At 70.7% G+C, this 20,477-nt stretch carries 16 protein-coding genes; 7 read left to right on the top strand and 9 right to left on the bottom strand.

Going from position 1 to position 20,477, the window contains the following annotated elements:
• Window positions 1–12 precede the first annotated feature (12 nt).
• From ACIQLK_RS00670 to ACIQLK_RS00645, 6 genes are all read right to left on the bottom strand, one after another.
• On the bottom strand, window positions 13–1,122 hold the full coding sequence (locus ACIQLK_RS00670) for a serine hydrolase domain-containing protein (RefSeq protein ID WP_400363829.1): 1,110 nt from the start codon (window positions 1,120–1,122) through the stop codon (window positions 13–15).
• Complete coding sequence (locus ACIQLK_RS00665; protein WP_400362067.1) at window positions 1,122–3,530, bottom strand: beta-glucosidase H; 2,409 nt, start codon at window positions 3,528–3,530, stop codon at window positions 1,122–1,124. Before ACIQLK_RS00665 ends, ACIQLK_RS00670 begins: the two co-directional genes overlap by 1 nt.
• Before the next feature lie 75 nt (window positions 3,531–3,605).
• Window positions 3,606–4,463 (bottom strand): ATP-binding cassette domain-containing protein, encoded by an 858-nt coding sequence (locus ACIQLK_RS00660; protein WP_091356835.1) that lies wholly within the window; start codon window positions 4,461–4,463, stop codon window positions 3,606–3,608.
• Complete coding sequence (locus ACIQLK_RS00655) at window positions 4,460–6,343, bottom strand: dipeptide/oligopeptide/nickel ABC transporter permease/ATP-binding protein (protein WP_307462905.1); 1,884 nt, start codon at window positions 6,341–6,343, stop codon at window positions 4,460–4,462. Before ACIQLK_RS00655 ends, ACIQLK_RS00660 begins: the two co-directional genes overlap by 4 nt.
• Window positions 6,340–7,281 (bottom strand): ABC transporter permease, encoded by a 942-nt coding sequence (locus ACIQLK_RS00650; protein ID WP_091359750.1) that lies wholly within the window; start codon window positions 7,279–7,281, stop codon window positions 6,340–6,342. The genes ACIQLK_RS00655 and ACIQLK_RS00650 overlap by 4 nt, the downstream gene beginning before the upstream one ends.
• A gap of 60 nt (window positions 7,282–7,341) precedes the next feature.
• Window positions 7,342–8,874, bottom strand: coding sequence for an ABC transporter substrate-binding protein (locus ACIQLK_RS00645; RefSeq protein ID WP_400362064.1), 1,533 nt, complete (start codon window positions 8,872–8,874; stop codon window positions 7,342–7,344).
• 181 nt (window positions 8,875–9,055) lie between these two features.
• Here ACIQLK_RS00645 and ACIQLK_RS00640 point away from each other — a divergent pair, with 181 nt between their 5' ends.
• Window positions 9,056–9,724: a TetR/AcrR family transcriptional regulator gene (locus ACIQLK_RS00640; protein WP_400362062.1), complete on the top strand. Its 669-nt coding sequence runs from the start codon at window positions 9,056–9,058 to the stop codon at window positions 9,722–9,724.
• Window positions 9,721–12,132 (top strand): glycoside hydrolase family 2 TIM barrel-domain containing protein, encoded by a 2,412-nt coding sequence (locus ACIQLK_RS00635; RefSeq protein ID WP_400362060.1) that lies wholly within the window; start codon window positions 9,721–9,723, stop codon window positions 12,130–12,132. The genes ACIQLK_RS00640 and ACIQLK_RS00635 overlap by 4 nt, the downstream gene beginning before the upstream one ends.
• A gap of 184 nt (window positions 12,133–12,316) precedes the next feature.
• On the opposite strand, the gene ACIQLK_RS00630 is transcribed toward ACIQLK_RS00635, so the two are convergent.
• The gene (locus tag ACIQLK_RS00630; RefSeq protein WP_091356824.1) at window positions 12,317–13,681 is read right to left on the bottom strand and encodes an MFS transporter; all 1,365 of its coding nucleotides are present in this window, start codon (window positions 13,679–13,681) and stop codon (window positions 12,317–12,319) included.
• Window positions 13,678–14,124, bottom strand: a complete 447-nt coding sequence (locus ACIQLK_RS00625; protein WP_400362057.1) for a MarR family winged helix-turn-helix transcriptional regulator — start codon at window positions 14,122–14,124, stop codon at window positions 13,678–13,680. Before ACIQLK_RS00625 ends, ACIQLK_RS00630 begins: the two co-directional genes overlap by 4 nt.
• Before the next feature lie 83 nt (window positions 14,125–14,207).
• On the opposite strand from ACIQLK_RS00625, the gene ACIQLK_RS00620 reads away from it, so the two are divergent.
• Genes ACIQLK_RS00620 through ACIQLK_RS00610 form a run of 3 tightly spaced genes read left to right on the top strand, consistent with a single transcriptional unit; the run spans window position 14,208 to window position 17,093 of the window.
• Window positions 14,208–15,110, top strand: a complete 903-nt coding sequence (locus ACIQLK_RS00620; RefSeq protein WP_400362055.1) for an alpha/beta fold hydrolase — start codon at window positions 14,208–14,210, stop codon at window positions 15,108–15,110.
• 4 nt (window positions 15,111–15,114) lie between these two features.
• Entirely contained in the window at window positions 15,115–16,164 is a 1,050-nt protein-coding gene (locus ACIQLK_RS00615; RefSeq protein ID WP_091356814.1) for a biotin/lipoate A/B protein ligase family protein, read from the top strand.
• Window positions 16,161–17,093, top strand: a complete 933-nt coding sequence (locus ACIQLK_RS00610) for a DNA-methyltransferase (RefSeq protein WP_400362053.1) — start codon at window positions 16,161–16,163, stop codon at window positions 17,091–17,093. The genes ACIQLK_RS00615 and ACIQLK_RS00610 overlap by 4 nt, the downstream gene beginning before the upstream one ends.
• A 94-nt stretch (window positions 17,094–17,187) precedes the next feature.
• On the opposite strand, the gene ACIQLK_RS00605 is transcribed toward ACIQLK_RS00610, so the two are convergent.
• Window positions 17,188–18,024 carry an alpha/beta fold hydrolase gene (locus ACIQLK_RS00605; RefSeq protein ID WP_400362051.1) on the bottom strand — a complete coding sequence of 279 codons (837 nt, stop codon included), beginning with the start codon at window positions 18,022–18,024 and terminating at the stop codon, window positions 17,188–17,190.
• Between the two features lie 130 nt (window positions 18,025–18,154).
• Here ACIQLK_RS00605 and ACIQLK_RS00600 point away from each other — a divergent pair, with 130 nt between their 5' ends.
• Window positions 18,155–18,910, top strand: a complete 756-nt coding sequence (locus ACIQLK_RS00600; RefSeq protein WP_400362049.1) for a 5-oxoprolinase subunit PxpA — start codon at window positions 18,155–18,157, stop codon at window positions 18,908–18,910.
• Entirely contained in the window at window positions 18,904–20,454 is a 1,551-nt protein-coding gene (locus ACIQLK_RS00595) for a 5-oxoprolinase/urea amidolyase family protein (protein WP_400362047.1), read from the top strand. The genes ACIQLK_RS00600 and ACIQLK_RS00595 overlap by 7 nt, the downstream gene beginning before the upstream one ends.
• The last annotated feature ends 23 nt before the right edge of the window (window positions 20,455–20,477 follow it).

Raw genomic sequence — 20,477 nt, 5'->3', positions numbered from 1 at the left:
AGTCCTCCGAGGTCAGTTCAGCAGGCGGCCGATGTCGGCCGCCAGGGCGACGGCGCGCGGATCGGCGCCACCGGGCCAGGGGCCGCGGGCGATGGTCCAGGCGAAGGAGACCCCGGAGTCGGGGTCGACGCAGGCGAGGGCACCCGCTGCGCCGTCGTGGCCGAAGGAGCGGGGCCCGCCGAACGAGAGCTGCTGCGACGGCTTCTGGAACACGATCGCGTGGGCGCGGTCGTGCTGATGGAGGACCTCGTCGTACCCGCGGATCTGCTGCTGCCCGATCTGCTCGACGGTGTCGGCGGAGAGGAACGGCTGCCCGCCGTCGACACCCGTCACCGCGGCGGCCATCAGACGAGCGAGCCCTCGGGCGCTGCCGGCGCCGTTGCCGGCCGGGTGGCCGTACCGCCAGCTCCGCGGCGAGTTGCCGAGGTCGACGTCGCCCGCCATCGAGCCGAACACGAGCGGGCCGAGAGCCGAGTACGACCGGACGAGGGTGTCCGAGACGGGCTGGATCATCGGCAGCACGTCCGCGCGGCGATCCTCGTGCTCCGGGGGCAGCCCGAGGTAGAAATCCACCTCGTGCGGTGCGCGGATCTCCTGCTCGTAGAACTCGTGCAGAGTGCGTCCGGTGACCCGGAAGACGAGCTCGTCCCCGAGGGAACCGATGGTGATCGCGTGGTACCCGAACGCACTGCCCGGGTGCCAGAAGGGGCGGGATGCCGCGAGCCGATCGGCGGCGGCGTGATGGTCGAGCAGCTCGTCCCACGTGAGGACCGTGTCGGCCTGGGGGAGGCCCGCCTGGTGCGAGAGCAGCTGACGGACCGTGACGGCGCCCTTGCCCTTCGCGGCGAACTCCGGCCAGTAGGTCGCGACGCGCTCGTCGAGGTCGAGCTCGCCGCGTTCGATCAACAGGCCCACGGCGAGGCCGATCGTGTTCTTCGTCACCGAGTACGGCACGATGACGGAGTCCCGGCCGAGGTGCGGCCCGCCCCAGGCATCCAGGACGACCTCGCCCCGGTGACGTGCGGCGACCTGGAACGAGAGGTCGGGGTCGGCCGCGAGCCAGCTGTCGAGTCGCTCTGCGATGCCGGTGAGGCGGTCGTCGACGGTCCCCTCGAGAAGCATCACGCGCCGACCTCCCAGTCGGCGGCGAGCGGAAGATCGGCGACCGATGCGCCGACGCGCAGCGTGAACGTGCCCGGCTCGATCTGCCAGCCGTCCGCCCAGTACGCGAAGCGGCGCTGCGGCAGGGCGATCGAGGCGGTCGCGGTGGCCCCGGCATCCGCTCTGACGACGGCGTGACCCACGAGCCAGCGAACCGGCCGGTCGACCTCGGAGCCGGCACGCTCGGCGTAGACCTGGATGACCTGCTTGCCGGCGCGCTCGCCGGTGTTGCGGAGCGTGACCTCTATCCGCTCGCCGTCGCGGGTCGCGGCATCCCACTCCCACGAGGTGTAGCCGAGGCCGTGTCCGAACGGGAAGGCGGGTTCGGCGGCTGAGCGCAGCCAGGCGCGGTAGCCGACGTGGATGCCCTCGTCGTACGTCAGCACGCCGTCTTCCGGGGTCACCTGGGTGACGGGCACGTCGGCGAGTGCGGCCGGCCACGTGGTGGGGAGGCGCCCGCCGGGCTCGGCGGCGCCGGTGAGAACGTCGGCGATGGCGTCACCGAACTCCTGTCCGCCGAAGTAGCCCTGCACGATGGCTCCGACCTCGTCCGCCCACGGCAGGACGACGGGCGAGCCCGCGTTGACGACGACGATCACGGGCGTCCCGGTCGCGGCGACCGCGCGCACCAGGTCGTCCTGGCGGCCCGGCAGGTCGAGGTCGGTGCGGTCGTAGCCCTCGGACTCGACCTTCGCGTTGGTACCGACCACGACGATCGCGACCTCCGCGGCGCGAGCGGCATCGGCGGCTCGCGCGATGAGCTCGGCGGGGTCGGTCCGCTCGGGGGCGATGCCGATCGTCGCCGACATGGCGCCCGCGAGCGCCCCTGCGTCGGCGGGGACGAACTCGACGCGGACGTCGATCGGGATGCCGCTCCGCACGGCGACCGCCGCGGTGAGGGACGGCGGGTTGAGGAAGGCGGCGCCGAGGTCGGTGCCCTCGACGACGGGGGAGTCGTCGAGGAGCAGCTCGCCCCCGACGTAGAGGCGGGCCGGGTTCGCGCCGGCGAAGCCGAGCTCGACCGTGCCCGTCGCCTCCGGCGTGTAACGGGTCTCGAAGACGACCGTTCGGCTCGCGGCGATCGGGGCATCGCCGCCGAACCACACGAGTGCACTGGCCCGCCGATCCTCGGTGAACAGCTCCTCGCCGTCCTCGCCGAGGAAGGTCACGCGCAGCCCGGGTTCGCCCGTGACGGGGTTCGTCATGCGGTCGAGGGCGAGCTCGGCGACGCCCTCCTGCACGACCGCGCCGATCTCGTAGACGACGTCGGCGTGGAGCAGTGCCTCACGGATGCCGTCGAGCGGCGACACCGTGCGTTCGGGCAGCACCGTGGCCGACCCGCCGCCCTGCGTCCGGGCGTCGCGGGCGTTCTGGCCGATCACCGCGACGCGGCGCAGGCCACCGGCATCCAGCGGCAGCACCTTCTCGTTCTTCAGGAGCACCGTGCCTTCGACGGCGGCCTCGCGGACGAAGGCGACGCCGTCGACCGGCGCGGGCTCGAGCGGACTCGTCCCTTCGAGGGCGCCGACGCGTTCGGCGAGCAGCAGCATACGGAGCACCTTGCGGTCGAGGTCTCCCTCGGCGACGCGACCGTCCCGGACGGCGGCGACGAGGTCGGCCCAGGCGGGAGCCGGTCCCGGCATGGCGAGGTCTTGAGCCGCGGCGACCGCATCGAGCGAACGGACCGCGGTCCAGTCGCTGACGACGACTCCGTCGAAGCCCCACTCGCTGTTCAGGGGCGTCTCGAGCAGGTCGTTCTCGGTCATCGTCACGCCGTCGACGGAGTTGTAGGAGCTCATGATGCTCCACGTCCCGGCGGCGACGGTCGCCTCGAACGGGGCGAGGTAGAGCTCGCGGAGAGCGCGTTCGTCGACTTTCACGTCGACCGTGAAACGGTCGGTCTCGGAGTCGTTGGCGACGTAGTGCTTGGGGGTCGCCGCGACGCCGTTGTCCTGCAGGCCGCGGACGTACGCCGCACCGAGCGCCGAGGTGAGGTGCGGGTCCTCCGAGAAGCATTCGAAGTGCCGGCCGCCGAGCGGCGATCGGTGCAGGTTGATGGTCGGTCCGAGGACGACGTCGACGCCCTTGCGTCGGGCTTCGCTCGCGGCGGCGGCGCCGTAGCGGTGCGCGAGTCCCGGATCCCACGACGCGGCCAGCGCCGACCCCGAGGGCATGTTCAGCGACGGGTCGCGCTCGTCCCAGCGGGGACCGCGGACGCCCGCGGGACCGTCGGAGAGCGTCATGGCCCGCAGCCCGATCTCGGGGAGCGGGACCGTCGTCCAGAAGTCCGCGCCCTGCACGAGGGCCGCCTTCTGCTCGAGGGTCAGCTTCTCGAGAAGGGGACGGAGGTGGTCGGTGGACGCGGTCATGCGATCTCCTGTGATCGGAGGATGAGAAGAGGGATGGTGGATGCCGGCGCGCGATGTCCGCGCACCGGCATCCGGTCAGGCGGCGCCCGGAACCGACGCGCCGGCCTCGGACGCGAGGAACGCGCGACGCGCGGCGCGGCGCTCCTCCTGCTTGTCGGGGTCCGGCACGGGAGCGGCCATGAAGAGCCGCTGGGTGTAGGGGTGCTCCGGGGCGGAGGTGACCCGGTCGCCGTCGCCGTACTCGACGATCTCGCCCCGGTACATCACGGCGACGCGGTGACTCACGTGGCGAACGACGGCCAGATCGTGCGTCACGAACAGGTACGCGACGCCGGTGCGCTCCTGGATCTCGACGAACAGGTCGAGGACGCGCGCCTGCGTCGACAGGTCGAGCGCCGACACCGGCTCGTCGCACACGATCAGCCGCGGCTCGAGCGCGAGGGCCCGGGCGATCGCGACGCGCTGCCGCTGGCCGCCCGAGAACTCGCGGGGCAGCCGGCTGCGTGCGTCGGAGGGAAGGCCGACCTGGTCGAGCAGATCCCGCACCCGCGTGCGTGCGGTGGCCTTGGCGACCCCCGCCGCCGTGAGCGGCTCGATCAGGATCTCCTCGATCGTCATCGACGGGTTCAGCGACGAGTACGGATCCTGGAAGACGACCTGGATCTCGGAGGTCAGCGACCGGCGCTGGCGCCGGCTCAAGTGCGAGATGTCGCGACCGTCGTAGGTGATCGTGCCGCCGCTGACGGGCGCGAGTCCGAGGGCGGCGCGGCCGAGGGTCGTCTTCCCCGATCCCGATTCGCCGACCAGGCCCACCGTCTCGCCCGGGAGGATGTCGAGCGAGACGCCCTTCAGTGCGCGGAACGGTTCGGCACGGAACCCCTTGCCCGGGTATTCGACGACGAGATCTTTCACCTCGAGCAGCGGAGCGGTCATGCCCGTGCTCCCTTCAGGACGAGCGGACCGCGGGCGGGACCCTCGTCGAGGATCGCGTCCAGCAGTGCCTGGGTGTACGGGTGACGGGCCTGGTGGAAGATGCTCCGCACCGGTCCCTGCTCGACGAACAGACCGTTCTGCATGACGGTGACCCGGTCGCAGAGGTCGGCGACGACGCCGAAGTTGTGCGTGACGAGGAGCATGGCCATGTGGCGCTCGGCCTGCAGGTCGCGCAGCAGGTCGAGGACCTCCGCCTGCACGGTGACGTCGAGCGCCGTGGTCGGCTCGTCCGCGATGATGAGGTCCGGGTCGGTCGAGACCGCCCCGGCGATCAGCACGCGCTGAGCCATGCCGCCCGACACCTCGAACGGGTACGCGTCGAATGTCCGCTTCGGCTGGGGGATGCCGACGCGGGCGAGGAGGTCGAGGGAGCGCTCCGTCGCCTCCTTCTTCGACAGCCCGAGGTGCGCGCGCAGCGGCTCGACCAGCTGGCTGCCGATCGTGAACGACGGGTCGAGGTTGCTCATCGGCTCCTGCGGGATGTACCCGATGCGCTTGCCGCGGATGCCGGCGTAGGTGCGCTCGGACGCGTCGGCCAGCTCGGTCCCCTCGTAGAGGATCGATCCGCCCGTGACGTGACCGCCGCGGGGGAGCAGGCCCAGCACGCCGAAGGCGGTCTGGGTCTTCCCCGAGCCGGATTCGCCGATGAGACCGTGCACCTCGCCCTTGCGGATGTCGAACGAGACACCGTGGACGACCTCGATGTGGGAGCCGTCGGGCTGGTCGTACCCGACCCGCAGGTCGCGGACCTCGAGCACCTTCTCCGTCGCCTTGCTGCGGGCGTCCTCGCTGTGACGGATCACGCCCTGGTTCTCGATGACCGGGAGTTCGTCGAGGTCTTCGATCGGCTCACCGCCGCTCATCGAGATCGAGGTGGTCACGGCCGCGACCGAACCGGTCGCGGTCGTGACGGCGCGACGGCGCTTGCGACGCACCGAGACGGTGCGCTCGAGCTCGTCGCGCATGACGTTGGCGAGCAGCGTGAGGGCGATGCAGGTGAGAGCGATCGCGAGCGACGGCCAGATGAGCAGGAGCGGCGTGCGAGCGATGTTCTTGAAGCCGTCGTTGAGCATCGAGCCCCACGTGGGGACCTTGACGTCGCCGAGGCCGAGGAACTCGAGCCCGGACTGGATCGCGAGGGCGATGCCCGCGATGATCGCGGCCTGGATGATGATCGGTGCCCGGACGACCGAGAGGACGTGGCGGCCGATGATCCGCGCGTCGCTGAGGCCCGAGACGCGGGCCGCGTCGACGTACAGCTCGCCGCGCACGGCGGTGACCGCGGCGTAGACGAGTCGGAAGAACGACGGCGCGAGCAGGATGCCGAAGATGAACATCGAGATCCAGACCGAGGGGCCGAGGACGGCGCGCGCCGCGAGCAGGATGACGATGCCCGGGAGTGCCATGTTCAGTTCGGTGACCCATGTGGCCACCGCGTTGAACCAGCCCTGGTAGTAGCCGGCGATGAGACCGCTGATGACACCGATCACGATGGCGACGACGACGGCCAGCAGTGCGGCCAGGACACTCGTCTGAGTGGCGACGAGCAGGCGCGACCAGACGTCGCGGCCGCTGCTGTCCGTGCCGAGGAGGTTCGCGCCGCCCGGGGATGCGAGGACGTTCCGGATGTCGGCGTAGTTCGGGTCGAGGGGGGCGATCGCACTGCCGATGACGGCGATGACGGCGATGAGCAGCAGGAACAGCGCGGCTCCGACACCGACGGGGCGCTTGAGGAGTCGTCGCGCGAGGTGCATGCGCACGGGCGCGGCGTTCGCCGGGGCGAGGGGGAGAGCCGGGTTGATGGGAGATGCTTCGCTCACGAGAGCCTCACCTTCGGGTTCAGAGCGGCCTGGGCGAGGTCGATCAGCAGGTTGACGATGACGACGAGGATCGCGAAGGCGATCACGAGCCCCATCACCACGGGGATGTCGCCGAGGGTGGTCGAGCGGACACTGAGCTGTCCCATGCCCGGGATGGAGAAGATCTGCTCGACGACGACCGCACCGCCGAGGAGTCCCACGAACTGCAGGGCGAGGACCGCGAGCGCGGGGCCGCCGGCGTTGCGCAGGACGTGCTTGTAGATGACGGAGCGTTCGCTGAGGCCGCGAGCGCGGAGGGTTCGGACGTAATCGCGGGAGGTCGCGTCGATGACCGATCCGCGCACCTGGACTGCGACCGACGCGATCGCGCCGATGGAGAGGGCGATGATCGGCAGTGTGACGGAGGAGACCCAGCCGCTGAACGACGTCGCGATCGGCACGTACCCGGTCGCCTTGAACCAGTGCAGGTTGACCGCGAAGATCAGCACGAGGATGAGAGCGATGAGGAAGCCCGGTACGGCGAAACCGACGAGCGAGAGGATCTGGATCGTCCCGTCCACCGCGCCGCCCCGGCGCGCTGCCCAGACCCCGATGACGATCGCGATGACCGCGGAGATGAGGGTGGCCCCGATGACGAGCGAGAGGGTGACGGCGAGGCGGTTGGTCACGCTCACGCTGACCAGCTCGCCGGTGAACCAGCTGCGCCCCAGGTTGCCTGTGAACGCGGACGCGAGCCAGTCGGTGTACTGGGTGAGGAGCGGGCGGTTGAGCCCCAGTTCCTCGGTCTTCTTGGCGACCGTCTCGGCGGTGGCGTTCTCACCGAGGATGCGGCGGGCGATGTCGCCGCCGCCGGCGTAGAGGAGGAGGAACGCGACGGCGGAGATCACCGCGACGAGGACGACGCCGGAGACGACGCGTCTGATGATGAATGACAGCATGATGCCTTCCCGGAGGTGGTCGGCGGGTGACGGGCCGGAGCCCGCCACCCGCCGGATCGGTCAGTTCTTCGGCGAGAAGTCGAAGATCGACGGGTAGGCGTTGGTCGGCCAGAACTCCAGGTTCGTGTTCGCGTCCGTCGCGAACGACCCCTGGACGCGGTAGAACGGTGCGAACCAGGCCTGGTCGACGATGTACTTGTTGAGCTCCTTGGCGGCGGCCGCAGCCTCGTCCTCGGTCCCGCGCTGGATCGTCTCGATGTAGCCGTCGACCGTGTCGTCCTGGTACTTGAACGGGTTGAACGTCGCGTTCGGCGCGATCATGAAGTTGATCAGCTGCCAGTCGGGGTTCTGCTCCAGTGCCATCCACGTCGCGGGGTACTTCGGGGCGAGCATGTCGGTGATGAAGTTGCCCGTTCCCGGGTCGGTGTAGTTGACGGTGACGCCGATGTCCGACAGCTGCTGGGCCACGAGGTCGAACGTCGTCTGGAAGGCGGGCGTCGACATCATGTTCAGCGTGAAGCCGTTCGGGTACCCGGCCTCGGCGAGGAGGGCCTTCGCCGCATCCGGGTCGTACGGGTAGGTGCTGTCGAGCGCCTCGTCGTAGGCCGCGGACGTGGCGGGGAAGACCTGCTCGGTCACGGTGCCGTATCCGCTCTGCAGGGACTGCAGCAGCGCCTCGCGGTCGAACGCCATGTTGAGTGCCTGTCGCACCTTCACATCGGCGAGCTCGGGCGCCATGGTGCCGGCGCGGTCGAGCAGGAGCAGGCCCTGGAAGTCGAGCTCGTTCGACTCGATGGTCCAGCCGGCGCCCTCGACCTCGGAGATCGTGTTGTTGTCGGCGATCTTGGCGCCGTTGGCCTCGCCCGCCTTGATGGCGTTGAGGATCGCGGTGGTGTCCTCCATCACGTTGATGGTGAGGTTCTCGTATTTGACCGCGTCGGCGTTCCAGTAGTCGGGATTCGCCGTGTAGTTGTAGGTGGTGCCGGTGACGCTCGATGCGGAATCGAGGATGTAGGGACCCGACCCGACGGGCGTGGTGGCCGAGTTCTCGTCGTCGAAGCTCGACGGCGCCTGCACGAGGCCGGGCGCGATCGAGAGGAGGTTCTCGAGCGACGGGTCGGGAGCGTCTTGCGTGATCGTGACGGTGGTCGCGTCGGGGGCGGCGAACTCCTTGCCCGCAAGGGTGGCGGCCTGTGGGGAGGTTCCGTCGCGGAAGCGCTCGAGGCTGCCCACGACGGCGTCGGCGTCCACCGCCGTGCCGTCGGTGAACTTTGCATTGTCGCGCAGGGTGAGGGTCAGGACGGTCTTGTCCTCGTTGTACTCCCACGCCGTGGCGAGGTTCGCCTGGATCTCGCCGGAGGAGTCCTTGCGGAGGAGCGTGTCGAAAACGGCCTCGAAGAACTCGCTGCGGTTGCCCCATTCGGCACCGGCGCCGATGTCGTAGCTCGTCGGTGCGGCGATCGAGATCAGGGTCAGCCGGTCGGCCTTCCCTCCTTCACCGGTGCTGCTCGTCGTGTCTCCACCGGCGCAACCGGTCAGTGCGAGAGCGGCGACGACGGCGACGGCTGCTGTGGCCTTCCATCGGAACATCATTGTCCTCATTTCGGGTGGCGATACCCCTGCGGATCGCTCTGCCGACGGACGCTAGCAGCAATTTCTAGTGGGCACTAGGTTTTCGCGACGAAAATCTAGCCATCGCTAGGTTTTCGTTACCAAACCGTGCAGACTGGCCCCGATGACGGCTCACGGGAGCGGTCTCAGAGAATCGATGGTGATGACGAACACGCAGACGGTCGAGCCCGCGAAGGCGCGACGACGAGGCACCTACGCCAAGACCGAGGCGACGCGACAGGCGATCCTGGACGCCGCTCTGGAGGTCTTCTCGGGGTCCGGGTACCGGGCCGGGTCGCTGCGCGAGATCGCGGTCCGCGTCGGCATGAGCGAGGCGGGACTGCTCCATCATTTCCGCAACAAGAGCGCCCTTCTCGAGGCGGTTCTCGCGGAGAAGGACGACCGCGCGCGCGCCATCGTCCCCACACAGTCCGAGGACGGTGCCGCCGTCCTCCGGGGGCTCGTGGAGCTCGCCGAGTACAACGCGTCGATTCCTGGGGTCGTGGAGCTGTTCGCCACGCTCTCCGCAGAGGCCACCGCGCCCGACCATCCCGCTCACGAGTACTTCGTGGGTCGCTACAACTTCACCAGGTCCACGATCGAGCGCGCTCTGGTGAACCTCGAGCGCGACGGACGCCTCCGTCACGGGATGACGCCCCGCCGAGCGGCCATCACGATCATCGCGATGATGGACGGTCTGCAGGTGCAGTGGCTGCTCGACCGCAGCGTCCTCGACATGGCGGAGGAACTGCGCGCCCTGTTCCGTACCTTCGCCGACATCGACTGGTCGGATCCGGCGCCGGAAGTCACCGCCTATGAGGTCGCCCCGTGACGCGCGAGTCGCTGCACGACGGCTGGACCGTGGGGCCGAAACTGGGCCCGTTCGAGGCGCCCGCCGACGGAGCCGGCCCTCGCCTCGTGGTCCTCCCGCACGACGCGCTCCGCGACCTGCCCCGCTCCGCCGACGAGGTCCAGGGGGTCCACTCCGGGTACACGCCGGGCGGCGCGTTCGAATACTCCCGCGACCTGAACGTCCCGCCGTCGTGGCGGGAGAGGACCGTTCGCCTCGAGTTCGAAGGCGTGTACCGCGACGCCGTCGTGTTCCTCAACGGCGAGGTCGTCGTCCATGAATCCAACGGGTACGCCGGCTTCTCCGCCGTCCTCGACCCCTACCTGCGCTTCGGTGAGGTCAACCGCCTCACCGTCGAGGCGCGCGCGCATCGGGACAGTCGCTGGTACAGCGGGGCGGGCATCTACCGGCCCGTCCATCTCGTGGTCACCGACCCGGTCCACATCCCCGTGCACGGCGTGACCGTGACCACCCCCGACATCGACGAAGAGCGTGCCGTCGTGGCCGTCGCGGCCACCGTCCGCAACTCCACGCGTCACACGCGCGAGACACGAGTCGCGTGGACGGTGACGGGACCCACCGGCGAGATCGTGGCATCCGGCGGCTCTCCGGTCACGGTGCTGCCGGGAACGGATGCCGTCGCCCGAGCCCGGCTCATCGTCGACGAGCCGCTCCGGTGGCATCCCGACCATCCGCACCTCTACGCGTTGCAGACGACGGTGACGGATGCCGCAGGTGCCGCGCTCGACGAGGACTCGACGACCTTCGGCATCCGGACCCTTCAGGTGGATGCGCGGAACGGGCTGCGCATCGACGGACGCCCCCTGAAGCTGCGCGGCGCCTGCGTGCATCATGACAACGGACCGCTCGGTGCCGCGACGTTCGACGACGCGGAGGATCGCCGGGTCCGACTCCTCAAGGAGGCGGGGTTCAACGCCCTGCGCAGCGCTCACAACCCGATGTCGCGGGCCATGCTCGATGCGTGCGACCGTCACGGCCTCGTCGTCATGGACGAGCTCGCCGACGCCTGGACGCGGTCGAAGGCGCCGCACGATGCGACCATCACCTTCCCTGAGCGGTGGGAGCGCGACGTGGCCGGCCTCGTCGCGAAGGACCGCAATCATCCGAGCGTGATCATGTATTCGATCGGCAACGAGATCCTCGAGCTCGGCACGCCGATCGGGTCGACCTGGAGTCGCCGGCTCGCCGAACGCGTGCGCGACCTCGACCACACCCGGTTCGTGACCAACGGGATCAACGGCATCATCGCGAACCTGCCCCGCATGGCGGAAGCCCGCGAACAGGTCGAGGATGCGAACACGATGATGGCGAACATGGGCGATCAGATGGGGTTGATGAATGCGTCGCCGCTCGTGAGCGCGTCGATCGAGGAGTCGGCCGCCGTCCTCGACGTCGTCGGGTTCAACTACGCCGACTCCCGATACCGGCAGGATGCCGTCGACCACCCGGATCGCGTCATCGTCGGCTCCGAGACGTTCCCCGCGCGCATCGATGTCATGTGGGAGCTCGTTCAGGAGCTGCCCCACGTTATCGGCGATTTCACCTGGACCGGCTGGGACTACCTCGGAGAAGCGGGGATCGGTCGCGTCGACTACACCGACGAGCCCGGGTATGAGCCCACCGGGACGGCCGGTCCCTACCCCTACCGGCTGGCCGAGTCCGGTGACCTCGACATCACCGGGTATCGACGGACGATCTCGTACTACCGCGAGATCGTCTACGGACTGCGTGCCGAACCCTACATCGCCGTGCACCGCCCCCAGCATCACGGTCGGCCGACCGCGACGACGCCGTGGTCCTGGACCGACACCGTGTCGACGTGGAGCTGGGATGCCGCGCACGGCGCCCCGGTGACGGTCGACGTGTACGCGGATGCGGACGAGGTCGAGCTGCTCCTCGACGGGGAGAGTCTCGGCGTGGCCCCCGTCGGCGCCGAGAAGGCTTTCCTCGCGCGGTTCGAGACCGAATTCCACCCGGGCGAGCTCATCGCCGTCGCGCGGCGGGCAGGTCACGAGACCGGACGGCACGTCGTCCGCACCGCCGGCACCCCTCGCCTGCAGGCGCACGCCGAACGCGACGAGGTCGCGGTCGGCGGGCTCGCCTTCGTCGCGATCACCCTCGCGGACGACGCCGGCATCACCGTCGCCGACCGCGACGTGCGGGTCGAGGTCCAGGTCTCGGGTCTCGGGGTACTGGCTGGTTTGGGCTCCGGCCGCGCGAGGACCGAGGAATCGTTCGGGGCGTCCGCGTACACGACCTACGACGGCCGGCTGCTGGCCGTGATCCGGGTCGACGGCCCGGGCGAGGTGGTCGTCACGGCGTCGGCCGACGGTTATGAGATCGCGCGGACAGCGGTGCGCGGAATCTGACGCCGGTCAGCCTCGGCGAGCCGCGGCATCCATCGTCCCCGCCCCGGGGCGCCAATGGTCGCCCCGATCCGCTGTGCGCGGCACGTGAGGTCGCTCGAACACGACGGTCACCGCTGCGGGGACGCGACTCGTCGCTCGAACGGATCCCGCGCGGCCGATCGCGTCCCCGACGGAGCCGGCCCGGTCAGCCTCGGCGAGCCGCGGCATCCCTCTCGGCCGCGGCGGTCGCCTCGGGGAGCCGGATCGGCGTCGTCGCGGCGACCTCGTCGCTGAACTCCTCGGGAGCGACGACGCTGATCGGGCGGGTCTCGTCGATCGTCATCGCGAACCGGCGGGTCTCGTGACGGTGGAGGCGGCCCGAGAAGAGCAGCCACCCGCCGCCGACGCAGAACGCGATGAGCGCCGCCGCCGCACCGAGCAGGATCGCGGCGCGGGGACCGAACGCGTCGGCGGCCCAGCCCACGATCGGGGCACCGAAGGGCGTCCCGCCCATGAGGATCGCCATGTAGAGGGCGAGGACGCGTCCGCGGAGGGCGGGTTCGGTCGTCGTCTGCACGTATCCGTTCGCCGTCGTGAGCGTCGTGACGGTCGCGAAGCCGATGAGCATGAGGGTCGCGGCGTAGGCGATGTACACGGGCATCGCGGCCGAAAGGACCGACGCGACCGCGAACAGGCCGAGCCCGCCGATCACGAGCCGCAGGCGCGCACGGTCGCGCCGGGCCGCCAGGAGGGCGCCCGCGAGCGACCCGATCGCGAGGATCGAGCTCAGCACGCCGTACCCGTCGGCGTTCTGCCCGAACTCGAGGGCCATGGTCGAGGCGAGGATGGGGAAGTTCATGCCGAAAGCGCCCAAGAGGAACACCATCACGAACGTCACGATGAGGTCGGGCCTGCCCCCCACGTAGCGCAGGCCGTCGGCCATGCGCGCCGCGCTCCGGAGCTTCGGGCGCGGGACGAGCTCGGCGGAGCGGATGAGGCTCAGCGCGATGAGCATCGCGAGGAACGTCAGTGCGTTGACGAGGAACACCCAGCCGGTGCCGACCGCGACGATGACGAGACCCGCGACGGCGGGTCCGATCATGCGGGCGGTGTTGAAGGATGCCGCGTTCAGGGCGACCGCGTTCGAGGCGTTCTCGCGGGCGACGAGGTCGGACACGAACGCCTGCCGGGTCGGGTTGTCGAAGGCGGCGACGATCCCGAGCGCGAACGCGAAGGCGTACATCGTCCAGAGGTTCATGCTGCCGGTGAGCAGCAGGACGCCGATGATGAGGCCGAGCAGCATGAGCGAGCCCTGGGTGAAGAACAGGAGCTTGCGGCGATCGAAGCGGTCTGCCACCAGGCCGGTGACGCCCACGAGGAGCAGCGGCGGCGCGAACTGCAGCGCCATCGTGACGCCCATGGCGGTGGCGTCGTTGTCGGTGAGCTGCGTCAGGACGACCCAGCTGAGGGCGGTCGCCTGCATCCACGCGCCCACGTTCGAGACGAGCGCGCCGATGAACCAGACCCGGTAGTTGAACACCGAGAACGAGCGGAACATGGCGGAGCTCATCGGCCGGCCACCTCCTGCATGATCGCGGCGGCGTCGGCGAGCGTCGCGCGCTGGGCGGGGCTCAGTTCCTCGAAGGCGTGCTCGAGCCAGGAGTCGCGGCGACGGACCGTCTCGACGACGACGTCGCGGCCGGATTCGGTGAGGTCGATGACGACTTTTCGGCGATCGTTCTCGTCGGGGGTGCGGCTGAGGTAGCCGAGCTCTTCGAGGCAGTTCACCGTGCGATTCATCGACGGGGCGGAGACGCGCTCACGCTCGGCGAGCTCGCCGAGCGTGTGGGGTCCGTGCACCTTCAGGCCGGCCAGGACGGCGAACTGCCCGTCGCTCATGGTGTCGACGGCGCGCTGCGACCGGAGGCGACGCGCGAGGCGGAAGGTCGCCATGCGGAAGTCGGATGCCGCGAGCGCGAGGTCCGTGATCGTGGTCTCGGGTGCGCTGCTCATTTTCATTAGCCTAACTCATTAGTCTGGCTAACGGCTTGGAGTCGGGCATCCGTCACCCCCGTCGTCGTCCTAGGATTCGAGCCATGCCCGAGTTCATCGATGCACACGGCATCGCGATCGTCTACGACGTCCACCCGGCGCAGGGTGACCCGCGCGGCGTCGTTCAACTCCTCCACGGCGTCGGCGAGCACGCCGGCCGCTACGGCGGGGTGATCACCGCCCTGACCGCCGACGGCTTCACCGTCTACGCCGACGACCACCGCGGCCATGGCCGCACGGGCCTGCGTCAGCACGGCGGCGACCACTCCCGCCTCGGACGCCTCGGCCCCGGCGGCCTGCGCGCCACCGTCGCCGGGCTGAAGCAGTTCACGCGGATCATCCGCGACGAGAACCCCGGCCTGCCGCTCGTGCTCCTCGGTCATTCGTGGGGCTCGTTCCTCGCGCAGAAGCTGCTGAACGCCGATCCACGCGCCTACGACGCCGTCATCCTCTCGGGGTCGTCCCTCCTGTGGCCCGGCGACCTCAACGCGGCGCCCCTCAACAAACGGTGGGCGGCGGCGGACGCCACAGGGGTCGAATGGCTGTCGACGGATGCCGCGGTCGGCCGCGCGTTCCTCGACGACCCGCTGACGACCATCGTCCCCCTCCCGAAGCTCTTCGGTCCGCTCGATACCCTGCGGCTGATCGGCAAGCCCGCCCGCGACCTCGGCGTCGATGTGCCGGTGCTCCTCATGGTCGGCCGAGACGATCCGGTGGGCGGTCCCCGGAGCGTCCATCGCCTCGCCGACGCGTACCGCACGAGGTCGGGTCTCACCGACGTGACGACCCTCGTCTATCCCGACGCGCGACACGAGATCTTCAACGAGCAATGCGCCCCGGAGGCGCGCGCCGACCTGCTCGCCTGGCTGGGCGCCCGCATCGCGCGGCGGGATGCGGCATCCGTGTCCGACAGTGCAGCCGCATCGTCCGCGGACACGGGAGAATAGGACCATGCACGGCGAGTACAAGGTCCCTGGCGGCAAGCTGGTCGTCGTCGACCTCGAGGTGGAGGACGGCCGCATTGCGGACTTCCACCTCGCGGGCGACTTCTTCCTCGAACCCGACGACGCGCTCGCCGACATCGACGCGGCGGTGACCGGGCTCCCGACCGAGGCCGACGTCGCGACGATCGCCGCCGCCGTCCGCGGGGCGCTCCCCGAGGGCGCGCAGCTGCTCGGGTTCACGCCAGAGGCCGTCGGGACCGCGGTCCGTCGCGCGCTCATCGTCGCGCCCGGGTGGGCGGAGTTCGAGTGGGAGGTCGTCCACGAGAAGGCCGTCTCGCCCGCGATGAACCTCGCCCTCGACGAGGTGCTGACCACCCGCGTCGGCGACGGGCGACGCAACCCGACCCTGCGCATCTGGGAGTGGAACGAGTCCGCCGTCGTCATCGGCTCGTTCCAGTCCTACCGCAACGAGGTCGACCCCGAGGGTGCCGCGAAGCACGGGTTCCAGGTCGTCCGGCGGATCTCGGGCGGCGGCGCGATGATGATGGCCGCGAACTCGATCGTCACCTATTCGCTGTACGTGCCGGCATCCCTCGTCTCGGGCATGACGTTCGCGGACTCCTACGCCTTCCTCGACGACTGGGTGCTGCATGCGCTGCGCTCGCTCGGCATCGACGCGACCTACCAGCCGCTCAACGACATCGCCTCGTCGAAGGGCAAGATCGGCGGCGCCGCGCAGAAGCGACTCGCCAACGGGGGAGTGCTGCACCACGCGACGCTCAGCTACGACATGGACGGCCAGGTGCTGACCGAGGTCCTGCGCATCGGACGAGAGAAGCTCTCCGACAAGGGCACGGCGTCTGCCGCGAAGCGCGTTGATCCGCTCCGCAGCCAGACCGGAATGGCCCGCGCCGACATCATCGAACGCTTCATCGAGACGTTCACCTCGCTCTACGGCGCGAAGGCGGGATCGATCTCGGAGGAGGAGTACGCCGAGGCCGAGGCGCTCGTCGAGTCGAAGTTTTCGACGGACGCCTGGCTGCGCCGCGTCCCGTGACCGTCGAGATCCATCTCGGCGACAACCTCGAGGTCGCCCGGCGCCTGCCGGACGCCTCGTTCGCGCTCGTCTACCTCGACCCGCCGTTCAACACCGGCCGGACGCAGGAGCGGGCGATCGAGTCCGCGGTCCGTATTCAGTCCGCAGCGGGTGCCGCACCGCGCCGCCGCCCTCCCGTCCCGGCGCCTGCAGCGGCGGGACTGAATACGGGGCACCTCGTGACCGACCCCGACGCACCGACGCCGGCCGGCCCCGTCAAGGGCGGCTTCCGCGGCACGGACTACGCGCGCACGCGCGGCTCACTCAAGCTCTACGACGACCGGTTCGACGACTACTGGGGCTTCCTCGAGCCGCGGCTGCGCGAAGCCTGGCGTCTGCTGGCGGACGACGGCACGCTCTACCTGCACCTCGACTACCGCGAAGCGCATTACGCGAAGGTCATGCTCGACGCCGTCTTCGGTCGGGACTGCTTCCTCAACGAGCTGATCTGGGCGTACGACTACGGCGCGAAGTCGCGCAAGCGCTGGCCGAGCAAGCACGACACGATCCTCGTCTACGTGAAGGATCCGTCGGCGTACTTCTTCGACTCGGACGCCGTCGACCGGGAGCCGTACATGGCTCCGGGACTCGTGACCCCCGAGAAGGCGGCGCGGGGCAAGCTCCCGACGGACGTCTGGTGGCACACGATCGTCCCCACCTCAGGTCGGGAGAAGACCGGCTACCCGACGCAGAAGCCCGAGGGCATCCTGCGCCGCATCGTGCAGGCGTCGAGCCGGCCGGGGGACCGGGTCCTCGACCTGTTCGCCGGCTCGGGGACGACCGGCGCGGTCGCCGATGCGCTCGGACGCGACGCCGTCCTCGTCGACCACAGTCGCGATGCGCTCGCCGTCATGCGCGCCAGGATCCCCGAGGCGGTCGTCGTCGGCTGAGCCCCGGCATCCGGCGCAGCAGAACGGCGTCCGACCGGGGACACACGGACGGATGCCGTGCGCTCCGGCGCGGACGCCGTTCCGAGCGTGCGCCTCAGCTCTGCAGGAAGCCCAACAGCGCCTCGTTGACCTCGCCGCCGTGCGTCCACAGCAGGCCGTGCGGAGCGCCCTCGATCTCGACGTAGGTCGCCTCGGGGAGGAGTTCCCGGAACCGCCGGGCGGTCGCGTCGATCGGCAGGATGTTGTCGGCCGTGCCGTGCACGATGAGCGCCGGTACGGTGACGGCGGGGATGTCGGCGCGGAAGTCGGTCGGCCACGTCAGCGGAGCCGCGGCGATCGCGGCGTTGCCGGCCTGGTTCGCGACGGCGATCGAGGCGTCGAGGGCCTCCTGCGAGATGCGGTTGCCGAGGTAGTCGTCGAGGTTGTAGAAGTCCGTGAAGAATCCGGTCAGGAAGGCGTACCGGTCTTCGGCGACCGCAGCTGCGGTGCCGTCGAAGAACGCCTGATCGCCGGCGCCGTCGGGGTTCTCATCGGTCTTCAGCAGCCACGGCTCGAGCGAGCCGAGGAAGGCGACCTTCGCGATCCGGTCGGCGCCGTAGCGGGACAGGTACCGGGCGATCTCGCCCGTGCCCATCGAGAACCCGACGAGGACGGCGTCGGTCAGCTCCAGCTCCTCGACGAGCGCGTGGAGATCGGCGGCGAACGTGTCGTAGTCCGAGCCCGACGCGGTCTTGGTGGATGCCCCGAAACCCCGCCGGTCGTAGGCGATGACCCGATAGCCGGCCTCGAGCAGGGCTGCCTGCTGCTTGCCCCAGGACTCCCCGTTCAGCGGGAACCCGTGGATCAGCACGACGGGCTGGCCCGATCCCTGATCGGTGTAGAAGATGTCGACGTCGGCCGAGTTCTCGGTCCCCACGGTGATGTACGCCACAGCGGCTCTCCTTCCGGCCGGACCGGTCGTCCGGCGACATCCCCGACGCTACGGTTCCGACCGGGTACCGACCACGGGTTGACGGATCCTTCGCCCACCGTTCACCTGGTCCCGCCGGTACCGTGGCCTCATGGCGTCGATCGACCTGAACGCGGACCTCGGCGAGACGGTCGACGGCGTGCCGACCGCCGATGACGCGGCCATGTTCGCGATGATCTCCAGCGCGTCGATCGCGTGCGGGGGACATGCCGGTGACGCCGCCTCGATGGCGGATGCCGTCCGCCGAGCGACGGCGAGAGGCGTCGCCGTCGGGGCGCACCCCTCCTTCGTCGACCGCGCCGGGTTCGGCCGTGTCGCGCTCGCCGTCGCGCCCGCGCTCCTGAGCGAGCAGATCCGGGACCAGATCGCCGCACTCGTCCGGGCGGGCGCCGACCTGCGCTACGTCAAGCCGCACGGCGCCCTCTACCACGCGGTATCGGTCGATCCGCAGATCGCGATCGCGGTCGCAGACGCCGTCGCGGATGCGTCCGAGGATCTCGGCAGGCCGCTTCCGCTGCTCGGGATGCCGGGCGCCATCACCGAGGTCGCGGCGACCCGCGGCATCCCGTTCCTCGTCGAGGCCTTCCTCGACCGCGCCTACCTCCCGGCGGGTGGCCTCGTCCCGCGCTCCGAGCCCGGCGCCCTGCTGCACGATCCCGGCGTCGTCGCGGCACGTGCCGTCACGCTGGTCCGCGACGGGCGGGTCGAGGCCGTCGACGGCTCGACGGTGGCGGTGACGGCGGCGTCCCTCTGCCTGCACGGCGACACGGCGGGGTCGGTCGCGATGGCCCGGGAGGTGCGCGCGGCGCTCGACGCGGCGGGGATCATCGTGCGCGCGCCGTGGTGATCCGGCCCTTCGGCGACAGTGCGCTGCTCGTCGAGGTCGAGACGCTCGCAGACGTCCTGGCCCTTCACGCCCGCCTCGCGCAGACGCGTCCCGAGGGCGTTCTCGACCTCGTCCCCGCGGCCCGCACCGTGCTGGTGCACGTCGAACCCGCCGTCCTGCCTCTCGCGACGGCCCGCGCCTGGGTCTCGAGGACGGATACGGCGCCCGCGGAGTCCCTCGAAGCGGCGGACCCAGGGGAGCCGGACGAGATCGAGCTGCCGATCAGCTACGACGGGCAGGACCTCGTCGAGACGGCATCCATTCTCGGCGTCTCGGTGGACGCGCTCATCGACCGCCACCTGGCCGCGCGCTGGGCGGTGGCATTCACGGGCTTCGCGCCGGGGTTCGGCTACCTCGTGAGCGAGGACTGGGATCTCGACGTGCCCCGTCGCGCGACTCCCCGCACCCGCGTCCCCGAGGGCGCGGTGGCCCTCGCCGGTCGGTTCTCCGGCGCGTACCCGCGGGAGACCTCCGGCGGCTGGCAGCTCATCGGGACGACGGACGCGACCCTCTTCGACCCGCGCGCGCCGGAACCCGTCCTGCTGCGGCCTGGGGCGCGCGTGCGATTCCGTCGCTCCGCGACGACGACGCCCGCCCGCCGCCTCGAACCCGCCGTACCCGCCGGCACCGCCGCGTTCACGGTCGCCGATCCCGGTCCGCTCACGACGGTGCAGGATGCCGGACGTCCGGGACGTCTCGCCGAGGGCGTCGCCCGTTCGGGCGTCGCGGACCGGCCCGCGTTCGCCGCCGCCAACCGCCTCGTGGGAAACCTGCCGGGGGCGGCGGTCCTCGAGATCACCCTCGGCGGGTTCCGCGCGACGGCGCACCGGGACCTCTGGGTCGCCGCGACCGGTGCGTGGGCGCCGATCCGCGTCGCGGGGCGCGAGGTCGATCCGTACCGTGCCGTCCACTGGCCGGCGGGCGCGGAGCTCCGCGTCGGCGCGGCGCGCGCCGGCATCCGTGTCGTACTCGCCCTGAGAGGGGGTGTGGCTGCGGCCGGCGCCCTCGGGTCCGTGGCCTCCGACACGCTCGCAGGCATCGGTCCAACGCCGCTGCGCGCGGGTGATGAGGTCGCGACGGCGGATGCCGCCCGGCATCCCGTCCCGGTGGTGGACTCCTGGCCGTGGACGCCGCCGCCGGCAGCGCTCGTCGTCGACGTCGCCGCCGGGCCGCGCGCCGACTGGTTCACGCCCGCCGCCCGGCGGGCGTTCCTCGAGACGCGGTGGGTGGTCGATGCCAGAGCGGATCGCGTCGGCATCCGGCTCGACGGCCCTCCGCTGCAGCGGACAGCGGATGCCGCGGCCCGCGAGCTCCCGAGCGAGGGGATGCTGCCGGGCGCCGTCCAGGTCCCGCCCGACGGTCGTCCCGTGGTCCTCGGCCCCGACGGCCCTGTGACGGGCGGGTACCCCGTCGTCGGCGTCGTGACGGCCGTGGGTCGGGCCGCCCTCGCGCAGGCGCGGCCGGGCTCGCATCTTCTGATCCGGAGCGCAAGCCCCCGCCTCTGAGACGCCGCTGCGCGTAGGTTGGC

It is taken from the genome of Microbacterium sp. NPDC091382, from assembly GCF_044757025.1.
Classification (GTDB): Bacteria; Actinomycetota; Actinomycetes; order Actinomycetales; family Microbacteriaceae; genus Microbacterium.
This window is presented reverse-complemented; position numbering and strand designations above follow the sequence as displayed.

Bases quoted from the DNA above. Each gene is read 5' to 3' on its own strand.
- ACIQLK_RS00615 (WP_091356814.1), top strand. From the start codon at position 15,115: ATGCACGGCGAGTACAAGGTCCCTGGCGGCAAGCTGGTCGTCGTCGAC.
- ACIQLK_RS00620 (WP_400362055.1), top strand. From the start codon at position 14,208: ATGCCCGAGTTCATCGATGCACACGGCATCGCGATCGTCTACGACGTC.
- ACIQLK_RS00670 (WP_400363829.1), bottom strand. From the start codon at position 1,122: ATGCTTCTCGAGGGGACCGTCGACGACCGCCTCACCGGCATCGCAGAG.
- ACIQLK_RS00640 (WP_400362062.1), top strand. From the start codon at position 9,056: ATGACGAACACGCAGACGGTCGAGCCCGCGAAGGCGCGACGACGAGGC.
- ACIQLK_RS00625 (WP_400362057.1), bottom strand. From the start codon at position 14,124: ATGAGCAGCGCACCCGAGACCACGATCACGGACCTCGCGCTCGCGGCA.
- ACIQLK_RS00600 (WP_400362049.1), top strand. From the start codon at position 18,155: ATGGCGTCGATCGACCTGAACGCGGACCTCGGCGAGACGGTCGACGGC.
- ACIQLK_RS00660 (WP_091356835.1), bottom strand. From the start codon at position 4,463: ATGACCGCTCCGCTGCTCGAGGTGAAAGATCTCGTCGTCGAATACCCG.
- ACIQLK_RS00650 (WP_091359750.1), bottom strand. From the start codon at position 7,281: ATGCTGTCATTCATCATCAGACGCGTCGTCTCCGGCGTCGTCCTCGTC.
- ACIQLK_RS00665 (WP_400362067.1), bottom strand. From the start codon at position 3,530: ATGACCGCGTCCACCGACCACCTCCGTCCCCTTCTCGAGAAGCTGACC.
- ACIQLK_RS00645 (WP_400362064.1), bottom strand. From the start codon at position 8,874: ATGATGTTCCGATGGAAGGCCACAGCAGCCGTCGCCGTCGTCGCCGCT.
- ACIQLK_RS00630 (WP_091356824.1), bottom strand. From the start codon at position 13,681: ATGAGCTCCGCCATGTTCCGCTCGTTCTCGGTGTTCAACTACCGGGTC.